18 protein-coding genes are annotated in these 21334 nt (G+C 55.2%); 11 read left to right on the forward strand and 7 right to left on the reverse strand.

Annotation, left to right across the window (positions count from 1 at the left end; translation table 11 throughout):
• The first annotated feature begins 34 nt into the window (after window positions 1-34).
• The 3 genes from PSTEL_RS11135 (at window position 35) to cysK (ending at window position 3585) form a co-directional block, all read left to right on the forward strand.
• Window positions 35-637 carry an HD-GYP domain-containing protein gene (locus tag PSTEL_RS11135; RefSeq protein ID WP_052098369.1) on the forward strand — a complete coding sequence of 201 codons (603 nt, stop codon included), beginning with the start codon at window positions 35-37 and terminating at the stop codon, window positions 635-637.
• On the forward strand, window positions 627-2414 hold the full coding sequence (locus PSTEL_RS26220; protein ID WP_084064963.1) for a methyl-accepting chemotaxis protein: 1788 nt from the start codon (window positions 627-629) through the stop codon (window positions 2412-2414). Before PSTEL_RS11135 ends, PSTEL_RS26220 begins: the two co-directional genes overlap by 11 nt.
• Window positions 2415-2661: 247 nt before the next feature.
• Entirely contained in the window at window positions 2662-3585 is a 924-nt protein-coding gene (cysK, locus tag PSTEL_RS11145; RefSeq protein WP_038700676.1) for a cysteine synthase A, read from the forward strand.
• A gap of 189 nt (window positions 3586-3774) precedes the next feature.
• Here the strand turns inward: cysK and PSTEL_RS11150 are convergent, their stop codons facing one another.
• Both PSTEL_RS11150 and PSTEL_RS11155 read right to left on the reverse strand, forming a co-directional pair.
• Window positions 3775-5046 (reverse strand): MFS transporter, encoded by a 1272-nt coding sequence (locus tag PSTEL_RS11150; protein ID WP_342666565.1) that lies wholly within the window; start codon window positions 5044-5046, stop codon window positions 3775-3777.
• A 43-nt stretch (window positions 5047-5089) separates the two neighbouring features.
• Window positions 5090-5992 (reverse strand): LacI family DNA-binding transcriptional regulator, encoded by a 903-nt coding sequence (locus PSTEL_RS11155; RefSeq protein ID WP_245625189.1) that lies wholly within the window; start codon window positions 5990-5992, stop codon window positions 5090-5092.
• Window positions 5993-6534: 542 nt separating this feature from the next.
• Between PSTEL_RS11155 and PSTEL_RS11160 the strand changes: the two genes are divergently transcribed.
• Together PSTEL_RS11160 and PSTEL_RS26925 are read left to right on the forward strand one after the other, a co-directional pair.
• The gene (locus PSTEL_RS11160; RefSeq protein WP_038695339.1) at window positions 6535-7452 is read left to right on the forward strand and encodes an aldo/keto reductase; all 918 of its coding nucleotides are present in this window, start codon (window positions 6535-6537) and stop codon (window positions 7450-7452) included.
• Between the two features lie 419 nt (window positions 7453-7871).
• On the forward strand, window positions 7872-8039 hold the full coding sequence (locus PSTEL_RS26925) for a VOC family protein (protein ID WP_084064966.1): 168 nt from the start codon (window positions 7872-7874) through the stop codon (window positions 8037-8039).
• Here PSTEL_RS26925 and PSTEL_RS11165 read toward each other — a convergent pair.
• A complete protein-coding gene (locus tag PSTEL_RS11165) occupies window positions 8002-9360 on the reverse strand; it encodes an IS4 family transposase (protein WP_038695341.1) in 1359 nt (452 codons plus the stop codon). The genes PSTEL_RS26925 and PSTEL_RS11165 overlap by 38 nt on opposite strands.
• Before the next feature lie 152 nt (window positions 9361-9512).
• On the opposite strand from PSTEL_RS11165, the gene PSTEL_RS11170 reads away from it, so the two are divergent.
• Window positions 9513-9740 carry a VOC family protein gene (locus tag PSTEL_RS11170; RefSeq protein WP_156995850.1) on the forward strand — a complete coding sequence of 76 codons (228 nt, stop codon included), beginning with the start codon at window positions 9513-9515 and terminating at the stop codon, window positions 9738-9740.
• Between the two features lie 208 nt (window positions 9741-9948).
• On the opposite strand, the gene PSTEL_RS11175 is transcribed toward PSTEL_RS11170, so the two are convergent.
• The 3 genes from PSTEL_RS11175 to PSTEL_RS11185 all read right to left on the reverse strand — a co-directional run bounded on the left by PSTEL_RS11175 (window position 9949) and on the right by PSTEL_RS11185 (window position 13495).
• Window positions 9949-11898 carry an NAD(+) synthase gene (locus tag PSTEL_RS11175; protein ID WP_245625133.1) on the reverse strand — a complete coding sequence of 650 codons (1950 nt, stop codon included), beginning with the start codon at window positions 11896-11898 and terminating at the stop codon, window positions 9949-9951.
• Between the two features lie 243 nt (window positions 11899-12141).
• Window positions 12142-12588, reverse strand: coding sequence for a DoxX family protein (locus PSTEL_RS11180; RefSeq protein ID WP_038695343.1), 447 nt, complete (start codon window positions 12586-12588; stop codon window positions 12142-12144).
• Between the two features lie 40 nt (window positions 12589-12628).
• On the reverse strand, window positions 12629-13495 hold the full coding sequence (locus PSTEL_RS11185; RefSeq protein WP_038695345.1) for a LysR family transcriptional regulator: 867 nt from the start codon (window positions 13493-13495) through the stop codon (window positions 12629-12631).
• Window positions 13496-13632: 137 nt separating this feature from the next.
• Between PSTEL_RS11185 and PSTEL_RS11190 the strand changes: the two genes are divergently transcribed.
• Window positions 13633-15390, forward strand: a complete 1758-nt coding sequence (locus PSTEL_RS11190; protein WP_038695347.1) for an ABC transporter ATP-binding protein — start codon at window positions 13633-13635, stop codon at window positions 15388-15390.
• On the forward strand, window positions 15387-17126 hold the full coding sequence (locus PSTEL_RS11195) for an ABC transporter ATP-binding protein (protein WP_038695349.1): 1740 nt from the start codon (window positions 15387-15389) through the stop codon (window positions 17124-17126). Before PSTEL_RS11190 ends, PSTEL_RS11195 begins: the two co-directional genes overlap by 4 nt.
• 167 nt (window positions 17127-17293) lie before the next feature.
• Here PSTEL_RS11195 and PSTEL_RS11200 read toward each other — a convergent pair whose 3' ends face one another.
• On the reverse strand, window positions 17294-17926 hold the full coding sequence (locus PSTEL_RS11200; RefSeq protein WP_038695351.1) for a nitroreductase family protein: 633 nt from the start codon (window positions 17924-17926) through the stop codon (window positions 17294-17296).
• A 198-nt stretch (window positions 17927-18124) separates the two neighbouring features.
• Here PSTEL_RS11200 and PSTEL_RS11205 point away from each other — a divergent pair, with 198 nt between their 5' ends.
• The 3 genes from PSTEL_RS11205 (at window position 18125) to PSTEL_RS11215 (ending at window position 21314) form a co-directional block, all read left to right on the forward strand.
• Window positions 18125-19705, forward strand: a complete 1581-nt coding sequence (locus tag PSTEL_RS11205) for a peptide ABC transporter substrate-binding protein (RefSeq protein WP_038695353.1) — start codon at window positions 18125-18127, stop codon at window positions 19703-19705.
• A gap of 17 nt (window positions 19706-19722) precedes the next feature.
• Window positions 19723-20349 carry an SGNH/GDSL hydrolase family protein gene (locus tag PSTEL_RS11210; RefSeq protein ID WP_038695354.1) on the forward strand — a complete coding sequence of 209 codons (627 nt, stop codon included), beginning with the start codon at window positions 19723-19725 and terminating at the stop codon, window positions 20347-20349.
• A gap of 221 nt (window positions 20350-20570) precedes the next feature.
• The gene (locus PSTEL_RS11215; protein ID WP_342666566.1) at window positions 20571-21314 is read left to right on the forward strand and encodes a metallophosphoesterase family protein; all 744 of its coding nucleotides are present in this window, start codon (window positions 20571-20573) and stop codon (window positions 21312-21314) included.
• Window positions 21315-21334 lie beyond the last annotated feature (20 nt).

Raw genomic sequence — 21334 nt, forward strand, 5'->3', positions numbered from 1 at the left:
TAGGTAAAAAGTGCTAAGCAAGGGTGTGGAGCTGATGGAAACACTGCTAAAACTGCTGGATTCGTGGAACGGCCCGTATGCCGGACATTCGGAGCGGACAAGCCGATACGCCGTCGATATTGGCACGGAGCTGGAGCTGCCGCTTGATGAGAGGAGCGATCTGTACATAGGCGGCCTGCTGCACGACATCGGGAAACTGTCGGTACCCGAATACATACTGAACAAACCTTCAAGCCTGGACCCGGAGGAATTCGAACTGATCAAGCAGCATCCGGCCAAGGGCTATGACCTGGCAAGCCGGTTCCCGGAGTTCGGCGAAGGCGTACTGAACATTATTTTGCATCATCATGAACGATTTGACGGAACCGGGTATCCCTGTGGATTAAAAGGGCAGGAGATTCCCCAGTCCGCCCGCATTATAGCGGTGGCCGATTCCTTCGACGCCATGATTTCGGAAAGGGTATACCGCAAGCAGCCCCATGACCGGAAATACGCGGCGAACCAGCTGATCGAAGGAAGAGGAACACAGTTTGATCCGGTCATTGTCGATATTTTTTTGGAGCTGTTAACAAATCTAGAACCACCCTGCAACACCAACTATTCACAATCATGTAAAGGCGGGATGAATGATGTTTAAAAGTATCCGGTTCAAAATCCTCTTCGGATTCACTGCGGTGATCGTTGTCTTCCTGTTGGCAATCGTTGGCAATATGTTTTTTCAAAATAAGGTCACGATGCTGACGGATCAGGCCAACCGCAACTGGAACAAGCTGTCGACCGTGCAGAACCTGACGGATCAAATCCGGCAGGCAGATGAGGCGGGTTCGCGTTATGTCATGAGCAATACGGATGAAGACCGCAAGGCATATCTTGAGGCATACGAAGCGGAGCTTCCAGCCATTACACAGACAATCTCCGAGCTTAAGACGATGAAGTTGAGTGAAGCGGAGCTGGCCGGTATTCAGAGCCTGGAGGAGAACTGGAATACATACCTGACAGGACTGAAAGAAGCCTTTGCGCAGGCGGGTGAAGGGAATTTTCCGGAAGGGCAGCGGATTTTCATAACCTTGTCGCTGGATTCGGTCGTGAACTCCCAGACGGAATTTCAGAACATGCTGACCAAGGAAATTGCAAGCGAGCAGCAGGAAGCAGGCGAGCATCGCGGAACCGCGATGGCGCTAAGCCTGGGACTGACCGGATTTTCCATTCTGCTGGCTGCCGTTATCGCCCTGCTGCTGGCATCGCGCATTGTGAAGCCGATCCGCGCCGTTGCGTCCCAATTGAAGGAAATCGCTGAAGGCGGAGCCGACCTGACCCGCCGGATTACGGTGAAGAGCCGGGATGAAGCCGGTGAACTCGCCGGACATTTCAACAAGATGACCGAGAATCTGGGCGACATGATCCGGGAGGTGAAGGAGTCAGCCGAGCGGCTTGCGTCCTCGTCCATTCAGCTTAACGGCGACAGCGGCCTGACGGCGCGGGCGACAGAGCGCATCGCGGGCATCATAAGCGGGGTCGCCGAAGGCACGGAGCAGCAGATGAGCAGCTTGAAGACGAATATGACGACACTGGTGGAAATTTCGGACGGCATCGGCCAGATTGCCGAAAGCGTCCAGGACATTTCCGGGGCGTCCATTCAATCCGCAGAGGCAGCCAGCGCCGGCGATGCGTCCATCCAGAGCGCCATGCGCCAGATGAATCTGATTCATGAGTCGATCCATTCGCTTGACGGGCGTGTTTCCGGCTTCGTCAGCCGGTCCAAGGAAATCGCCAGCATGGTGGGAGCGATCAGAGGAATTGCCTCCCAGACGCAGATGCTTGCGCTGAATGCGGCGATCGAGGCGGCTAGAGCTGGCGAGCAGGGGCGCGGGTTCGCTGTCGTCGCGGACCAGGTGCGGAAGCTCGCGGAGCAATCCGACGAGTCCGCCGGGCTGATCGCAGCGCTGGCCAAGCAGATTCAATCCGACGCCGATGAAGCTGTCCGCGTCATGGGCGGAAGCACGGAGGAGGTTCGCAAGGGCGTTGACATTCTGGGCAAGGCAGGGCAGTCTTTTGGCGATATCCGTCTCTCCGTGGATTCCTTGGCCGGTCAGATTCAGGAAGTGTCAGCCGCTATAGAGGAGATTACCGCCGCAACCGACGAGACGGTCAAGTCGATTTCGATGGTAACCCGGATTTCCGAGGAAACGGCCGCCGGCACCAATACCGTATCCGAAGCCTCCCGCGAACAGCGGACAGCGATTCAGCAGATCGCATCTTCCGCCGGCGCGCTCAGCGAGCTGGCGGCAGGGCTGGAAGTGTTGGTGCAGCGGTTCCACGTTGGAGCGGAGGAGTCTTCGGACTCCTCCCAAGAACAGGGGTCGGCGGAACAGTCCGGAGAAGGAGCAGGAGAACGGGCAGCGCTGTCGGCTTAAGGGCCGCTGCCTAGCTGCCTGCTGGTGGGCTTAAGGGCAGCAGCCTGCCGGCGGCGTGAGGGTTGAATTTCGTCATTTTGGCTGGGAGAGTTTGAAGGGGGAGACCGTGGAGGTCTCCTTTTTCGCGTTCATAACCGGTAGGGCATGGATAAATCAGATAAGCCGGAAAATTCGACAGCGGCGCTCCGGCGAAGTACAATGATCTCCGTGAAGAGAGCATGGAGGAGGTTTATTTATGCAGTCAGGTATGAGAGCGAAGGTAGTCAACCATATTACAGAGTTAATTGGAGATACGCCGGTTGTCCGGCTTAACCGTCTGGCCGGGCCGGATGTTGCGGAGGTGTATGTGAAGCTCGAACGCTTCAATCCGAGCGGCAGCGTCAAGGACCGGGCGGCATTCAATCTGATTCTTCAGGCAGAGAAGGACGGTCTGCTGAAGCCGGGCGGCACGATCATCGAGCCAACGAGCGGCAATACCGGGATCGGCCTAGCCATGAACGCGGCCGCCAAAGGATACCGGGCGATCATGGTTATGCCCGACAATATGACGAAGGAGCGGATCAATCTGCTCAAGGCTTATGGAGCCGAGGTGGTGCTTACTCCCGCCGCGGAGCGGATGCCGGGGGCGATTGCCAAGGCAGTCGAGCTGGGAAGCGGGATCGAGGGCAGCTTCATTCCGCAGCAATTCGAGAACAAGGCCAATCCCGACATCCACCGCACGACGACGGCGGTGGAGATACTGGAGCAGATGGAAGGGCGCCTCGATTCCTTTGTTGCGACGTCAGGAACCGGCGGTACGATTACCGGCACCGGAGAGACGCTCCGGGAGCATCTGCCGGACCTGCGGGTTCTGGTCGTCGAGCCGCAGGGCTCGCCTGTGCTCTCCGGCGGAGTACCGGGGCCGCACAAGCTGGTGGGCACGAGCCCGGGCTTCATTCCGTCCATACTCAACACGCAGGTCTACGACGAGATCATTCAGGTGGCCGATGAAGATGCCCTGACTACGGTCCGGGCTATGGCTGCCCGTGAAGGCATTCTGATCGGGCCGTCGGGCGGAGCGGCCGTATGGACAGCCTTGCAGGAAGCGGCAAGGCTGGGCCGAGGCAAGCGCGTGCTCTGCATCGCTCCGGATTCCGGCGAGCGTTACTTGAGCATGGGAATCTTCGAGTGATCGGGACCGCCGGAGTCTGTTTGGAGCATCCTCAGAGAATCCCCTGAGCATCCTTGGAGCGTCACAGACATCCTCAGAGCCTGGATCGATCGTTGCCAGACGTTCCCAGACATCCTCGGAGCGCCATTATGCGCAGCACCGTCCGCCAGCGGCATGTCAGCCGCCTGTCAGCGGCATGTCAGCAGCCTGTCAGCGGTAATCGCGAATGACCTTGAATCCTCTCCAGGAGGCGAGGGCGAACATCAATAGCAGCAGACCGATCACACCCATGACGGGACCGGGAGCGAACTGGTCGGACAGATAGGAGATGGCTGTCAGTCCCACCGAAGGCGCAATGCTCATGACGGAACTGAGCACTCCGAATACCCGGCCCTGAAGCTCTTCGGACACTTCCAGTCTCAGAATGATATTGATGAGCATCGTGCAGAGCGAGAACACGAATCCGATCAGGAGAATGACAGGGATGGCAGCGACCGCGCTGCTGCTCATGGACAGCAGCACATACAGGGGACCGAGGATCGTTAGGCCTGTCATCACGAGCAGCCCCCGTCTTTTCATTCTGGACCCCAGCAGTAGAATCATTCCGGAGCCAATCATGTAGCCAAGCGGGATGGAGGCTTCCATCAGGCCGAATTGAGAGGGACTGGCATGCCAGACCTTGACCGCCATGACCTGTGTCAGCATCATCGACGGCATGAACAGCAGCGTCAGAACGGGCAGCATGATGACGACCGAACGGGCAAAGGGGAATCTCCAAATGTATCGCACCCCATCGGCCAAATCCTGAAAGAACTTTCTCTCTTCCCGGGCCGGAGTGTTCACCCTGGCAGCCAAGGGAATCGCCCCGACGCCGAGAATGAGGAGAAATGAGATCACAAAGGTAGCTCCGTTAAAGAGGAATGCATCCGGCGCGCCGAAGGCCGTTACGAAGACGCCGCCGGCCGAGAAGCCGATCGTACGGCAAATATTTTCCGACAAATTCAAGATTCCAACAGCTTTCTGGACATGCTCCTTACCGACGACACTGACAATAGACGACTGGTAGGCGGGGGATTGGAACAGGGAGCAGACCGTGGCGAGACAGGACATGATCACCACCACTATAAAGGGCACGCCGTGCCGGGAAATGGCGAAGGCCAGCCCAAGTACGATGCAGGCGCTAGACAGATCCGAGACAAGCATAATGGTCCTCCGGTTCCAACGGTCGGCGAACGTACCGGCTATCGATCCCAGAAATGAGCTTAACAGCAAATTGGACACCGTGATAACGGCCATCATCGTGGCGCTGCCTGTTGTCTGCAGCACCCATAAATTCAGAGCGATGCTGTGAAATGTGCTCCCGAAAATCGATACAGCAAAGGAGCCCAATAAGAACAAAAACCGGCGGTTGCGCCATAGGGCTGAAATGGGTTGACCTTCCACCGGCTGTGATTGGCTGAGTACAGGTTCGTTCATCATCATCTACCTCCATAACTTAATCGTTTAAGTGAGTGCTTAAAAAAAATTAGCCGATATAAATACGATTTTTTTTCTTTGTGCCGCTTGACGGTTCATCCAGCAAAGAACTCATGAGATCAAAGGATGCTTGCGCTTTGTCTTCCCGAAATTCGAAAGTACGAATCCCGGCTCCCAGCAGCTCCCGGCACCCGCATGTGCACACTGCCGCCATTTCCCCGAATGCTCCCGACTTCTCCGCATAGGCCGCGATGAACTCGTTGACGATGATGGCCTGGCGGTATTTCGCAAGACTCAAGACCGAGTTGAGCTCTTCCGGATTGCGGACCTGAAAGACATTTTCACCAGAGAGAGAAACACTGTCCTGGATATAGCGGTTCAGTCCGGCATTGTTGAAGGACTCCGTAATCAGACAAGTCTCCGAATCGGCCACCGGCAGAAGCTGCTGAAACGCCGCGCTGAAATCATAGACGACCTGCTTGAACAGCTTATCGTCGATAAGGCTGTCGATCAGGATCAGGGGAACGCCCTCCACAAAATGTCCGGAAATCGTATAGAAATATTCCTCGCGGACATCAACCAGAAATGCCGCTTCCAGCTTCCGTTCCAGAATAATATCCAGCGAAGGCCGGTCGGCATCGAGTGAATACAGCAGCGCGTGATAACCAGCCTTTGTTAACCGACGCTCCAGCGCCTGGATAAAGGAGGAGTGCGCGTAGCGTTTCCAAAATGGCATATCGGGCGTCTCGTTGACGAGAATACCGATCAGGCCAGTCTTCTGATTGACCAGCGAGCGGGCCGCCAAATTGGGGATGTAGTGCAGCTCTTCCGCAATCTGAAGAATTTGCAGGCGTGTCTTCTGGGGAATCGTCTGGTTGTTCACATTGTTCAGCACATAACTGACCGTTGCAACGGAGACGTTGGCCTGGAGCGCAATATCTTTCATGGTCACTTTCTTCAAAATGGAAGTCTCCTCAAAGCTCTTTTTATGGCTAAAAGATTACCATCTCCCCGGATTGCAAGTCAATAGCTGGAATTTGTCGTATAGCAAACATTGAGCATGGATAGGGTTCACAAGGAAGGCGTGCTGATTCGAAAGCCGAATAGTAAAGCTCCCCCGCAGAGGGAGAAGAGGAACATCCGGACCAGGTCCGGCCCTGCGTGAGAGCGGAGATCGCGATGCAATCGTCCATAACCTTTGTCGGATTAGAACGACGGTTTGGCGTTGAGGCTGAAGCTTCGGGGCTTGTCTGTTCCCGCCGGCCTCGGGGTATGTTGCGCTGGAACGGTTCCGATGCGTTAATAATAATAGATGGAGCTTATATTTTTCTTAAAATGGACTGAAGGTTGGCTGAATGTTTTGTGGCGAATCGCCGAATCCTCCCGGCCGCATGAAGGACATGCCAGTATGAAAGCGGATGCTTGAAAAAGCCTGTCCCGGTGTGCAACAATAGACGAGTCGATGATAACAGGCACAAGGAGGATTTTGCGTTCATGAGAACAATCAAGCTGGGAACGAGTAGTCTCGAAGTCCCTGTCGTTGCAGTCGGATGTATGCGCATTAACTCTCTGGACAAGTCCGGCGCTGAGGCCTTTGTGAAGACTGCTATTGAAGAAGGAGCCAATTTCTTTGATCATGCGGACATTTACGGCGCAGGGGAATGCGAGGAGATTTTCGCGGATGCGATCGGCATGAACGCCTCGGTTCGCGAGAGCATCATTCTTCAGTCCAAATGCGGGATTCGCAAGGGCATGTTCGACTTCTCCAAGGAGCATATTCTGGACTCGGTAGACGGCATCCTGAAGCGGCTGAAGACCGACTATCTGGATGTTCTGCTGCTGCACCGTCCGGATGCATTGGTGGAGCCGGAAGAGGTGGCTGAGGCGTTCGATCAGCTGGAGCAGTCGGGCAAGGTCCGTCACTTTGGCGTATCCAACCAGAAGCCGATGCAGATCGAGCTGCTGAAGAAATACGTGAAACAGCCGCTGGTAGCGAACCAGCTTCAGCTCAGCATCACCAACGCTAAGATGATTTCACACGGCTTTAATGTCAATATGGAAAATGAAGCCGCGATCGACCGCGACGGCAGCATTCTCGATTATTGCAGACTGCATGACATCACCGTTCAGCCCTGGTCGCCGTTCCAATACGGCTTCTTCGAGGGCGTGTTCCTCGGCAACGACAAGTTCCCCGAGCTGAACAAGGTTATTGACACGGTTGCCGCCAAATATGAGGTTACGCCGACAACGATTGCCATCGCCTGGCTGCTCCGGCATCCGGCAAAGATGCAGCCGGTAATCGGCACCATGAATCTGGAACGGCTGAAGGACTGCTGCGCAGCGGCTGAGATCACTTTGACCCGTGAGGAATGGTACGAAATTTTCCGTGCGGCGGGCAATGTGCTGCCATAACGGGCGTACCCGTACATGCATGTATTCGCGGATAAATGAAATGATCCATACGATGAAAAATGGGTATTCGGATTTTATTGTGGAGAATGGCTAATAATTTGCCCTTCTCCATTTTCTCAATCAAGGTGGAAATGTCGATTCCAAGAGGCTCGATACGCTCACGAACGACGCTAATTGGGAAGTATTTTAACTTGTCGCATGAGCGGTTCAGCTCTTTATCTCGGACACCATGATGCCGTGCCAGCCGCTCACATCACATTAGCCACGCTTATTCCAACCCACCATGTCTAACCTCTTTGACAACAAGTCCTATTTTATACATAAATTCATGAGGCGCTAAACCGTAGATTAATGTACGCGACAAGAAACGTTGTCAGGTATTGTGCATTAAAGCTGATTTTAATCGAGGGAGGGCATTTATGAAAACAAGACTTAATCATGTAAGAATAAATGTGTCCGATATTAATCAAGCTTTAAAATGGTATGAAGAAATTTTAGGTTTTGAATATGATAGTGGCTGGCCGCCTGAAAATCCTACTTATTATGATCTCAACTTTCGCAGCTTGAAATCGGTAGATAAGCCTTGATGTAACTGGGCAAAGCGGCAATCCAATGCTGGAGTTGACGCCCAATCAGGGACGAAAGTTTTTTGCCCGCTTGCGAGGCCACTTCTTGAATCAACTCGAGCAACTGTTGTAAAGCGCTCACCCAATCGAGCGTTCCGACTTCGTCACATAGCAAATAAAATAAACCGCCAAACGAGCGAGAATCTGTGCTCTGCCGATGCTGCCAAGCGAGCAGAATATAGCGCGAAAATACTACAGTGGTGTGGCTGACGAGCAAATCGTACGAGCGGCCCTGAAACTCTTTTTGCAAGCGCAGTAGCGATTTCACGCACTTAAAGAAGACCTCTATGTCCCAGCGCATCCGGTAAACCCGGATGATCTCCTGAGCGGTCAAACTCAGGTCGGTCGAAAGAAGAGCCAGCCATTCATTTTTCTTGGAACGATGACGAACGAACAAGAGCCTCACCGGGATTCCCGGTGCGAGCTCCGTTTGGATTAAGCGAAGAATGTTGCGGTTCTTTTCCTCCACACGCGGTGCAGCGGCGTACAGTTCCTTGAGGCTGAGTCGCTTTCCGTCCACGAGATAGCGCTTGTTATCGTTTTTCACCATGCCGATGACTTGCAGCTTGCGCTGGAGAACTTCCGCAATCAGCGGCGCATGCGTGAACCAACTGTCCATCAGGACGTACGAGGCCGAAAGGCCAGCTTGTATCGTACGATCCAGCATGGCCGCGATCACTTGTGGGGCCGAGCACAGCGCTTCTTGCCGGCGCTTGTATCCGTGACTACGCTTGTCGATGTCATCCGACATGCCGTTGATGGCGGACTTCGAGGAACTCAGCAGTGCAAAGTCCACAGGGACGAAGGAATGGCCATCGGACCAACCCATGGTCAGCATACGAAACCCTTTGTAGAACGCGCCGGTCGCATGATCCTTGAACCGCGCCAGCATCTCGACCGCTTTGCTCCGGTTACGCTCAAACATGGAATCGTCGAAGATGAACGCGGTCACGCGGTTCACCGAAGTCAAGGCTTCCATTCGCGCGATCGTTTCGCCGCTCAGCAAGAATAAAAATCGCCGCCACGCATAGCTGCTGTGATTCAAGAATCGGTATATCGCATCCTTGGCGGGGAACGCTTCGGCTTTGTTGCTTTCTAGCAGCCGAAACCAGTTTTTCTGGTGAAAAAGCAGCAGGAACACAAGACGGAACAAGTAAGCGCAGGTAAAGCCGAACTTCTTCTTGAAACCCGCCGCACGCAAGTGTTTCAGCACGTTCAATTCCTGAAAAGCTGGCTTGATTTCATTTGGCAGTTGATCCAGTGACTGTTGTTGGTCTATCATAGAGAAGACACCTCTTCTGTGTGGTAGTGATTGCTCGTCACTCTCACTTTACCAAACGAAGGGGTGTTTTTCTATTTTCGTCAAGACGCCTATCCAAATGCGTTTAAGTCCTTGTTGTATCTGCCTTTAAAGCGATTTTGGCTCTGCGAAAGTTGAGTTATGATTTTATATCAGAGGAAGGTGCAACCTTTGCGATAATGGAAGTGAAGGGTGAAAAATCTTATGGCAGACTTAATTTTAATGTTGATGAGGTAGAGGAGCTTTGGGAAAGGCTAAAGGACAAAGTTGAGGTTATTGAACCTTTGTTTGATACACCCTGGGGCACTAAAAAATTTACAATTAAGGACTTGGACGGAAATGAATTAGGGTTTGGGCGGTGAAACTATGATCACTAAAAATCTCCCTTTGAATTCAATATTCATTGCAATGACCAATTTATATGCCAAAAAGCCAGCCATAATCGGCTGGCTTTTCTGCTAAATTAATTACCAAAATTAATTGCCAATTTGCTGCAAGAACGCTTATCGGTTGACCTCTTTGCACCTCAATACGGAATCCGTTATTCACATGTAGGTACGGCTTGCTGCGTTACAGATCCTCAATCTCCTTCAGCCACAGAGCGGCGGAAGCATCGCTTGGCATGCGCCAGTCTCCGCGCGGCGACAGGCTGACCGTACCGACCTTCGGGCCGTCAGGGAGGCAGGAGCGCTTGAACTGCTGGGAGAAGAAGCGGCCGTAGAAGACGCGAATCCACTGCACCAGCTGTTCTCTGGTGAAAATGCCCTTGAAGGCGTGCTCGGCCAGATACAGAATTTTGGCCGGCGGCGCTCCAGTGCGAAGCATGTAGTACAGGTAGAAATCATGCACATCGTACGGGCCGAGAATATTCTCCGTCAGCTGCGCGATCTCGCCGGTAGGCGAAGGCGGCAGAAGCTCGGGGCTGATTCCGGTCGCGATGATGTCATGCAGATACTTCTGCGCGGTCTCATCCGCTTCGTGATCGGCGTACCACTGGACGACGTACTTAATGAGCGTCTTCGGAATCCCTGAGTTGACGCCGTACATCGACATATGGTCGCCGTTATAGGTGCACCAGCCAAGCGCCAGCTCGGACAGGTCGCCCGTGCCGATGACGATGCCGCCGTTCTTGTTGGCTAGATCCATCAGAATCTGCGTGCGCTCTCTGGCCTGGACATTCTCATAGGTCAGGTCGTGAACGTCCTTGTCATGGCCGACGTCCTCAAAATGCTGCAGACACGCCGCCTTGATGTCCACGACCATCATGGTTGCGCCGAGCGCCTTGATCAAGCCGACGGCGTTGTCGTAGGTCCGGTTCGTCGTGCCGAAGCCGGGCATCGTCACGGCCAGTACGTCGCTCGCCGGACGGCCGAGCAGCTGCATGGACCGCACGGCCACGAGCAGCGCCAGCGTGGAGTCAAGACCGCCGGAGATGCCGATGACCGCCTGCTTCGTGCCGATATGGCGGATGCGTTTCATCAAGCCGGAGGTCTGGATGGACATAATCTCCTGGCAGCGCTCGTCCCGCTGCAACGGGTTGCCGGGCACGAAAGGATTGGTGACCACCCTGCGTGCCAGCTCCCGGACTTCAACGTCCGAAGGGGCCGGATTGGAGTAGGATATTTCGCGGTAATCGCCCGCTCCCTTGCCGGCACGGAACGTGCCCATCACCATCCGGGAATACTGGATTCTCGGAATGTCGATATCGGCGTAGGTCAGCCGGGTCTCATGTGTGAACCGTTCCGATTCCGCAATCGTTACGCCGTTCTCGGCGATGATGGAATGTCCGCCGAAGACGACATCCGTCGTGGATTCGCCCGTATTGGAGCCGGCATACACATAGGCCGCTACGCAGGAAGCGGATTGGCTCGAAACGAGCTGGCGCCGGTAGTCGGCCTTGCCGACCAGCTCGTTGCTGGCCGACGGGTTGAACAGCAGCACCGCGCCCGCCTGGGCGAGCCGGCTGCTCGGAGGTATGGGAACCCATAGGTCCTCGCAAATCTCCACGCCGAAGACCAGATTATTGCTTGCTTCGCAGACGAACATCAGGTCGGCGCCGACCGGAATCTCCGCTCCGTCAATCTTGATCGTCTTCGACTCCAGCTCCTCGGAGCCCGCGAACCAGCGGGGCTCATAGAACTCGCTATAGCCCGGAATGCAGGTCTTGGGTACAATTCCGAGAATGCTTCCATTCTGCAGCACGGCGGCGCAGTTGAAGAGACGGCCCCGGATATCGATCGGCAGACCCGCAATGACGATTATGTCATGTCCGGTTGTATAGGCTGCGATGTCCCGCAGCGCATCCAGCGCGGAATCCAGCAGACGCCGCTGCATGAACAAATCCGCGCAGGTATAGCCTGTTATGCTCAGTTCGGGCAGCACCAGATATTCCACCTGGCTCTGACGGGCCAGGTCAATTGCTTCCTTGATCTTACCCGCATTAAACGAACAGTCGGCCACCCGCAGCTCGGGTGAGGCGGCGGCCACTCTGGAGAATCCGTATTTCTGCAATTTGTTCACCTGTCCTCTTGAAAGATATGAGTGTCGTTTCGCTTTCCTTAATTTAGCACAACCGCATCCGCTGCAACAATGGACGAAGCCGTGTCGCCCTTAAGAAGGGGTCATGATATGTAAGCAATTGTAATGTAACCCGGCCGCCGGCCGCGGTAAGACGAACGTTCCCCGAGGCAGGCTTCTTCGGGTCGATTCCCTTCTACGGATCGGTCCACGGACATAACCGAAGCATGTCTAATATAGAGGCGCTCATTGCTCCGGCCAGCCCGCCATAAGGATAGCGGCAATGAACAGAAGCTGGATGAGCAGGCGGATCTCAAGAGCCGGGACCGGCCGGCCGCCGATGCTCAGCCCCATCCGCGACGCATGAACGTTCGCCGGGAACATGGCGATCAGCAGAATCGCCAGACACCAGGAGGCGGACTGGGCAATCGGTGGAATGAGCAAGCCGGAGGCGCCCGCAATTTCGAGACAGCCGGTGAGCGTAACCATGAAGCCGGGTTTGTATAATGAGGGCGGCACCATCGCGACGAGATCGGCGCGCCGCCGTCCGAAGTGGGCAGAGGCGCCCGTGATCAGCATGAGCGCACAGGCGATCTGCAGCGGATGCTGCCATTCGTCCAAGTAGTCCAGGCCGAGCAGGCCCAAGAGACGGAGCAGCACGAAAGACGCAATCAGTACGATGAACGGAACCATGTGCAATCCCTCCTGATCAGCGGATTCATCCAAGACCTTTCTACTCTCCAAACCTCTCGAAGAAATGGTCGGCCAGCGCCGAACTGAATCTTCCTTTCATCCGTACGGCGGCAATCCGGGTCCGCAGCGAATCGCTGTTAATTACTTTATAGAGCAGATTGTCCCGGCTTACAAGTCCGAAAGCGGATCTCGGGACAATTCCGATGCCGAGGCCCGATCCGGCCCAGGTCAGTGTCGTCCGGGCATCGTCGTTCATACAGAAGATGTCCGGCTCGAAGCCGTTCTCCAGGCAGGCGTCCGTAATCAGCTGCTCGAAGCGGCGGTAAATGATAAGCGGCCGGTCCTTCAGTTCGCCGAACTCGATGGAAGAACGGCTCTCTGCGAACGCGAGCTCGCGGGTCATGACGGCGATCATCGGCTCGGATTCGGCATACCGGCATTCCAGGCTGGAAGCGTGGAAGGGGGTGCGGATTATCCCGATTTCCACGATGCCCCGGTTCAGGAGGTCGAGGATTTTGAAGGTGTTCCCCTCATGAATGTCGAATTTCACGCCTTCGTACGCACGATGGAACTCGCTGAGCCGGTCCTGAAAAAGCGCCGAGCCGGACGATGACACCGTTCCGATCGAGAGCGTCCCCGTCATCCCTTTGACATGCTCGCCGAGCTCCCTGGCAGTCCGGTCGGCCAGCTCAAGAATCTGCCTCGCCCGGTCTCTCAACATAACTCCGGCGTCGGTCAGCCGGATGCTGCGGGGACCCCGCTGGACAAGCTGCACTCCCAGCTCTTCCTCCAGCTGCTTCAACTGCTGGCTCAGGGGAGGCTGAGCCATTTGCAGCTTGCGCGCTGCGGAGGTGATTTGTCCTTCCTCCGCGATCGTCAGGAAATATTTAAGCTGTCTCAAATCCATGTAATCTCTCATCCCTTGGAATTTTAGATATGAAAAAAGTATGGAACAAATACGAATCCAATATTATTAATATGGATTTGGATATGTCATAATCATAACGGTGTTGAAGTGAGAATCCAATGGGTGGAGTGCAGGCAATGAATAAAATATCGATCTTTCTTAAACCTTATCGCAAGCAACTGATTATCGGGCCGATCTTCAAGCTGTTCGAAGCGATTCTGGAGCTTCTGCTGCCGACAATCGTCGCGCTGATCGTCAACAAGGGAATCGGGGGCCATGATTCGTCCTATGTGTACCGGATGGGCGGCCTCATGCTGCTGATGTCCATACTCGGCTTCGCATGCTCGATGGTGTGCCAATACTCGGCCTCCCGGGCGTCCCAGGGCTTCGGGACCCGGCTGCGGAACGCCATATTCAAGCATATTTCCTCGTTGTCCTACGCCGAGCTGGACCGATTCGGGACGCCGTCCCTGATCAACCGGATTACGAGCGACGTCAACCAGCTGCAGCTTGCGGTCGCGATGCTGATCCGGCTCGTCATCCGCGCGCCGTTCATCGTCATCGGCGCCATCATCATGGCGATGTTCCTCGACCTGCGGCTGTCGCTGATCCTGCTGGCGGCGGCGCCGGTATTCGGTGTGCTTATTTACTGGATCATCTCGCGTTCTTCTCCGCTGTACCGGCTTTACCAGCAGAAGCTGGACCGGATCGCGCAGGTGCTCAGCGAGAACTTCTCCGGCATCCGGGTCATCCGGGCATTTGCCAAGCGGGCCAAGGAGCGTGCACGGTTCGCCGAATCCTCGGATGAGGTGATGTCCACGGCGCTGCGGGTCGGACGCATTTCGGCGCTGCTCAGTCCGTTGACCTCGCTTGTGGTCAATGCCGCCATTCTCGCCATTCTGTGGGTGGGCGGCCTGCATATTGACGCCGGCCGGCTGTCTCAGGGTGAAATCATCGCATTTATTAATTATGTTACCCAGATTCTGCTGGCGTTGATTGTCGTATCGAATCTGGTCATTATTTTCACGAAGGCGAATTCCTCGCTTGCCCGGGTGAACGAGGTTCTCTCCACGGTCAGCTCCATCGCAGACCCGCAGGAGAACTGGCAGGCGAAGCCTGCCGGCTTCCCGGTCGTCTCCGGCTCTTCCGTTCCGGCCATCGAATTTGACTGCGTATCGTTCGGGTACAGCAGAGGCAGCGAGCTTGCACTGAGTGACATTACGCTCACGATTCGGCAGGGAGAGACGATTGGGCTGATCGGAGGCACCGGCTCCGGCAAATCGACATTCATTCAGCTGATTCCGCGCTTCTACGAGGCTTACTCGGGTGAAATTCGGGTGAACGGAGTCAATGTGAAGGATTACCCGCTCCGGCAGCTCCGGGAGCTGGTCGGTATCGTGCCGCAGAAAGCCGTGCTCTTCACAGGCAGCATCGCGGATAATATCCGCTGGGGCAAGACTGATGCCACAGATGAGGAGATTCGGAAAGCTGCTTCCATCGCCCAGGCGGAGGAGTTCGTCTCCAGACTTCCGGAAGGGCTGGATACTCCGGTCGCAAGAGGCGGGCTGAACCTGTCCGGCGGACAGAAGCAGCGGCTGACGATCGCCAGGGCGGTTGCCGGAAATCCGGAAATTCTGATTCTTGATGATTCCTCTAGTGCTCTGGATTTCGCCACGGACGCGGCGCTCCGGCGGGCATTGAAGGAGAGCCGCGCGGGGAAGACGACGCTTGTCGTCTCCCAGCGGGTCAGCACCGTCATGCAGGCTGACCGGATTATCGTCTTCGACGACGGGGCTATCGCCGGCATGGGCCGGCATGAAGAACTGCTCGGCAGCTGCGAGATTTACCGGGAAATCTGCAATTCCCAGCTGACCGGAGAGGAGGCGGCAAGATGAACGGAACACAGACTTGGAAGAGAATCATCTCATATACAGCCCGGTTTCGGGCGCAGGCCATACTGGCTGCGCTGTGCGCCGTACTCAGCGTCGTCGCCAGCCTTGTAGGTCCGCTTCTCATTTCGCGGGCCGTCGATCACATGGTCGGTCCCGGGAAGGTGGACTTTCATTCGCTCCTGGCGATAATCGGCGCGCTGGCGGCAATCTATGCGGCTGGATCGCTGCTCGGCTGGCTGCTGACCTATCTCACGAACCGGATTGCCTACGAGACGGTGAACGGCCTGCGCACCGAGCTGTTCGACAAGCTGGGCGTCCTGCCGCTTAAGTTTCACGACAATCATCCGCAGGGCGACCTGATCAGCCGGTTCGTGAACGACATGGACGCCGTCTCGGACGGACTGCTTCAGGGCTTCCAGACCTTGATCACCGGCATTGTGACCATCGCTGGCGCGGTGATTCTGATGCTGTACATCAGTCCGCTGATGACGCTGGTCGTGCTGGTGTCCGCTCCGGCTTCCTACTATATGGCGAAGTTCATCACGACCCGGTCCCAGCAGCTGTTCCGGGATCAGGCCAAAGTGCTTGGCGGTCTCAACGGTTATGTCGAGGAGATCGTCGGCGGGCAAAAAATCGTGCAGGCTTTTCATTATGAAGACCAGACCTATGAACGCTTCGAGCGGCTGAATGACGAGCTGTACGAGGCCGGGGTCAAATCCCAGTTCTACGGCTCCCTGTCGGGACCGACTACCCGGCTCGTGAATAATATTACCTTCTCCGTGATCGCGATAATCGGCAGCCTTGTTATCATCGCAGGCCGGCTCAGCGTGGGCGATCTGACGGGCTTCCTGATATACTCCAATCTGTTCGCCAAGCCCTTCAATGAAATTACGGGCGTGTTGACGCAGCTTCAGTCGGCGACTGCTTCCGCACAGCGGATATTCGCCATTCTGGATCTGGAACCGGAGTCTCCGGATGCGGTTGACGCGCTTGACCGGGAGCCGCAGCAGGGAACGATCGCCTTCGAACGGGTCGGCTTCGCTTACGATCCGCAGCGTCCGCTGATCAAGGACTTCAGCCTGACGGTGAAGCAGGGAACCCGGGTTGCGATCGTCGGACAGACAGGCGCCGGCAAGACGACGCTCGTCAATCTGCTGATGCGGTTCTATGATGTAGACAGAGGAAGCATTGTAATCGACGGTACGGATATCCGGGAAATGACACGGGATAGTCTGAGACGCGGTTTCGGCATGGTGCTTCAGGATACGTGGCTGTTCGGAGGCAGCGTGAGGGACAATATTGCTTACGGCAAATCGGATGCGACGGACGAAGAGGTCATAGCCGCAGCGAAAGCCTCGAACGCTCATGGCTTCATCAAGCGTCTGCCGGACGGCTATAATACCGTGATTGGCGGTTCCGGCGAGAGCCTGTCGCAAGGCCAGAAGCAGCTTCTGACCATCGCACGCGTCATGCTGGCCGATCCTCCGATGCTGATTCTGGATGAGGCAACCAGCAGCATCGACACCCGGACCGAGATCGTCATCCAGAAGGCGTTCCTCCGCATGATGGACGGCCGCACCAGCTTCGTGATCGCCCATCGGCTGTCCACCATACGGGAATCCGATCTGATTCTGTTCATGAAGGACGGAGACATTGCGGAGAGCGGCACCCACGACGAACTGCTTCGTCAAGGCGGGTATTACGCACAGCTCTACAACAGCCAATTCGCAACCGCCTAGCGGCTTGTCGGCATCTGCGGATGAACGCCCGCGCCTAAATCAATTCACCCCCTTTCGCGGAAGCTTGTCCAAGCTCCTGCGAAAGGGGGTGTTTTTTTACAGACATATTCGGTTAAAGCGGGTATCTGACGCATCTGGAATGAATCGAGTTCACCAGCCGCTGCTTATCAGATAAAATCCACGAACTCATTAACGGGCTTGCGGTAGCCGCGGGGTCTGATTTTGCGCTGGTTATCCTTGCCGATCGTGATCAGCATAACCGGAACCTGGTTGTCCGGCAGGCCAAGCGTCTCTTTAAGCGCTTCAGGGTCGAAGCCGATCATCGGGCATGTATCCCAGCCCTTGGCTTTGGCAATCAGCATGAACTGCATGGCGGACAGAGAGGCGTTCCGGATCGCTTCATCCCGCTGGAAGGCCTCGTTGCCTTCATAGGCGTCGTTGATCGCCTTCATCGTTCCGTCGTATTCTTCAGGCGACATCGCACCCAGCAGCTTCAACCCGTCATAGATTTCCGGAGCCTGCTTGTAAGCATGCATGTCCCCGATCACGGCGATGACAGCGGAAGCGGTATGGATTTTGTATTGGCCGTAAGCACTGTCCCGGACGCGTTCCTTCGCAGCCGGATCGGATACGACGACATAACGGGCATGCTGCAGGTTATAGGCGGATGGCGCCAGTCTTGTCAGCGAGAATATTTCTTCCAGCTCCTGCTGCGGAATGGCGATGCCTTCCACGAAATTCATGGCGGAGCGGCGGGCTTGGACGATATCCAGGAAAGGGTTGGCGGCTTGCGTATTCATTGATTAGGACCTCCACAAAAACTAATTTGATTTATTAAGTTAACATACTTACTATTAGTTACTTAGTAAACATATCACAGTGATTTGGTGTAGTCAATGATATTTCCCGCACATCCTGCAAGTTTGTTTTTTCTATTGCCTAAATCTCCCTGGTGTCATACAGTATTTGTATTTGCATGATAAAAAAGGGGGAGTTCGGTGATTAAGAGAATCATAACCTGGGTGCTCTGTCTGCTTGTTGTGATGACAGGACTTGCACATGACAGCTGGGCTGCGGGAAGGGAGCAGATTTTTCGCTTTAACCTGTACGCGAATCCGATTTCACTAGACCCCGCGCTTACTGCGGAGAGCACCAGCGACGTAGTGATAAGGGGGATTATGGAGGGGCTTGTGCGAACCGGCAAGAATGGTGAAATCCAGCCGGCGGTTGCCAAATCATGGACGGTTTCCCAGGATGGGAAGACCTATACCTTCAAGCTGCGAAGCGCCGCTGTGTGGACTAACAAACAGAAGGTGAAGGCATCTGATTTCGAGTACGCGTGGAAAAGAGTGCTGAATCCCGCTACAGGCTCGCCGCAGGCTTACATGCTTTTTTGTCTGGCGGGTGCAGAGGACTACTATAATGGCAAGCTGAAGGACAGCGGACAAATCGGCGTTAAGGCGGTGGATGATGCTACTCTTCAAGTGACGCTTCGCAGCCGTACGCCTTACTTCCTGCAGCTGGCGGCCACAAGATCGTATTTCCCGGTCAATCCGGCCGTCGTCAAGAAGAACCCGAATTGGGCGGAATCTGCCCAAACGTTCGTCGGCAACGGCCCTTTTACACTGACCAAATGGGTGCAAGACCAAGAGATTGTGCTGACCAAGAACGTAGCGTACTTCTCCGCCGGGGATGTTCATTTCAAGCAGGTTCGGATTGGCATACAGAATGATCCGGATAAGGAATTAGCGAGCTATAAGGACGGTTCGATCGACTGGTCGCAGGCTTCCGAATTGAATATCTACCCCTCCAGCCTGGATAAGACGATGAGGAATGACGCGCATACCTACAATCCGGCCAGCACGTATTATTTTGTCTTCAATGTAACCAAGCCCCCGTTTGACAATGTCAACATCCGGCGGGCCTTGGCTATGAGTATTGTCAGAGAGCAGGTTACGGGCGCTACACCAGCGTATGCTTTTGTTCCACCGGGCATCCTGGGCGCCAAGAAACCGTTCCGCGAAGAGGCCACAGCCGCATACTTCAAGGAAGACACCGCCAAAGCGCGGGAGCTGCTGAAGAAAGGTCTTCAGGAGGAGGGACTCACGAAGTTCCCTGAGACGACGCTAATCTATAATGAAGGTAATGAATATATTTCTTCTACTGTCACCAGAATGTGGGAAGAGACCCTCGGTATTGAAGTCAATATGGAGGAGCAGCCGTGGGAAGAGCTGTTAAGCAACCGCATGGCGCTGAATTACGACATTGCCAGAGCCGGCTGGTCGGCGGATTATAATGATCCTGCCTCATTTCTGGAGATATTCACCTCATGGAGCACCGACAACGACAGCGGCTGGAGCAATCCGCAGTACGACGCCTATATGCGCTCCGCCATGCAGACCGCCGATCCCTCGGCCCGAATGAAGCTGTACCGCCAGGCCGAACAATTGCTGATGGATCAAATGGTCATTATTCCGCTGCACTATTTCAAGACATATGCCCTTCAGAAATCTTATGTTCACGATGTTTACTATAACTATTCAGGCGGGCTCGTCTATTGGGACGGCTACTTGAAATAACGGGGAGGAATGAAGCGATGCCGTTCAAGAGCAATGATGTAATTCTGTTTATTGGCGACAGCATTACCGACGTTGGACGCGATTACCGGGATCCAGGCTCGCTGGGACACGGGTATCCGCTGATGGTGGCTGCGAAGCTGGGGATGCTGTATCCGGACAAGAACCTGACCTTCTACAACCGGGGTATCAATGGCCACCGCACAATCGATCTTGTCCGCCGATGGGAGAAGGACTGCATCGCCCTGAAGCCGAGCTGGGTGTCGATCTACATCGGTGTTAACGACACCTGGCGCCGGTACAACTATGGCGAGGAGACGACGGCGGAAGAGTATGAACGAAACTACCGGCTGCTGCTTGACCGGACGCGCGAAGCGCTTGATGCGCAGCTTATTCTGATTGAACCCTTCGTGCTGCCGGTAGAAGGCCTGGACCGGGATTGGGGAGAGGACCTCAATCCAAAGATTGATGTTGTCCGGAAGCTTGCGCGGGAATACGGCGCACAGCTGGTGCCCCTGGATAGACTGTTCGCAGCGGCTTCCATGAAAGCCGCTCCCGCTTACTGGGCGGGCGACGGTGTGCATCCTTCGAGCGCGGGACATGCCCTCATAACCGAAGCATGGCTTCAGGCGGCTGGTGTCCGCTAGTGCTGTGATTCTTTGCTGCAAGTCCCCGGTTATCGTTGACAGCCGGGGACTTTCGAAATATAAGTCATTATAAGTTGTTGCTTATAATAGGTCTTCTATTTCTCGGTAAACGCATGGCGTCTAAAGGACGCCGTCAGGCGTTTATCCTTGCATATGTGGTTTCGATTTTGACGGAATAGACTGTTATAATGAAAGGTGACGTATACGGGAGGGGGAATCGGTTGTTGAACGGTACTCTTGCGGTCATTTCCGACATACATAGCAACTCGCCGGCTCTGAGGGCGGTACTTCAGGATGCGGAGGCTTGCGGGGCGGAGCTTGTCATCAACCTTGGCGACAGCCTCTTTGGGCCAATCGATCCGATCGGAACCTACCGGCTGCTTGCCGGGCTCGGCAGTGCCGTCCATATTATGGGGAATTGCGATGAAGCTCTGCTGGAAGAACATTCGGAGTCCCCGACCTATAGGCATGTCAAGCCGCTGCTTGATGCCGAAATGGAGGACTGGATCACGCAGCATCAGCCTTTGTGGAGACAAGACGGGCTGCTGTTCTGCCACGGAACCCCTGATGACAACAAGACATACCTTCTTGAGGAAGTAACCGAAGCCGGCGTCTCGTACAAAACAGGCCTGACTCTTCAGAATGAGCTGGTGTCCCTGGGGGATCAGGGCTTTTTCTGCGGACACAGCCACGTCTACCGCAGGATTATCATGCCGGACGGTAGATGGGCTGTCAATGCGGGAAGCGTAGGACTCCCCGCATACGAGGACGAGCTGCCGTTCCCCCATGTCATGGAATCGGGAACAACCTGCGCCAGTTACGTATTGGTCCGGAGAAATCCGGAAGCGGGCTGGGTGACGGAGCATAGACTAATTGCGTACGACTGGCAGTCGGCCGCCTGTATGGCGGAGAAGAACGGCAGACATGATTATGCCGCTGCCATTGCCACCGGGAGAGTCCGGTAAGCCGGCTGCGGCCGGCAGCA

Origin of the sequence: Paenibacillus stellifer, assembly GCF_000758685.1 — a bacterium.
Taxonomy (GTDB): domain Bacteria; phylum Bacillota; class Bacilli; order Paenibacillales; family Paenibacillaceae; genus Paenibacillus_AQ; species Paenibacillus_AQ stellifer.

Excerpts from the sequence above, each read along its gene's own strand:
- PSTEL_RS11135 (WP_052098369.1), top strand. The coding sequence starts at position 35 with ATGGAAACACTGCTAAAACTGCTGGATTCGTGGAACGGCCCGTATGCC.
- PSTEL_RS26220 (WP_084064963.1), top strand. The coding sequence starts at position 627 with ATGATGTTTAAAAGTATCCGGTTCAAAATCCTCTTCGGATTCACTGCG.
- cysK (WP_038700676.1), top strand. The coding sequence starts at position 2,662 with ATGAGAGCGAAGGTAGTCAACCATATTACAGAGTTAATTGGAGATACG.
- PSTEL_RS11150 (WP_342666565.1), bottom strand. The coding sequence starts at position 5,046 with ATGATGATGAACGAACCTGTACTCAGCCAATCACAGCCGGTGGAAGGT.
- PSTEL_RS11160 (WP_038695339.1), top strand. The coding sequence starts at position 6,535 with ATGAGAACAATCAAGCTGGGAACGAGTAGTCTCGAAGTCCCTGTCGTT.
- PSTEL_RS26925 (WP_084064966.1), top strand. The coding sequence starts at position 7,872 with ATGAAAACAAGACTTAATCATGTAAGAATAAATGTGTCCGATATTAAT.
- PSTEL_RS11165 (WP_038695341.1), bottom strand. The coding sequence starts at position 9,360 with ATGATAGACCAACAACAGTCACTGGATCAACTGCCAAATGAAATCAAG.
- PSTEL_RS11180 (WP_038695343.1), bottom strand. The coding sequence starts at position 12,588 with ATGGTTCCGTTCATCGTACTGATTGCGTCTTTCGTGCTGCTCCGTCTC.
- PSTEL_RS11185 (WP_038695345.1), bottom strand. The coding sequence starts at position 13,495 with ATGGATTTGAGACAGCTTAAATATTTCCTGACGATCGCGGAGGAAGGA.
- PSTEL_RS11190 (WP_038695347.1), top strand. The coding sequence starts at position 13,633 with ATGAATAAAATATCGATCTTTCTTAAACCTTATCGCAAGCAACTGATT.
- PSTEL_RS11195 (WP_038695349.1), top strand. The coding sequence starts at position 15,387 with ATGAACGGAACACAGACTTGGAAGAGAATCATCTCATATACAGCCCGG.
- PSTEL_RS11200 (WP_038695351.1), bottom strand. The coding sequence starts at position 17,926 with ATGAATACGCAAGCCGCCAACCCTTTCCTGGATATCGTCCAAGCCCGC.
- PSTEL_RS11210 (WP_038695354.1), top strand. The coding sequence starts at position 19,723 with ATGCCGTTCAAGAGCAATGATGTAATTCTGTTTATTGGCGACAGCATT.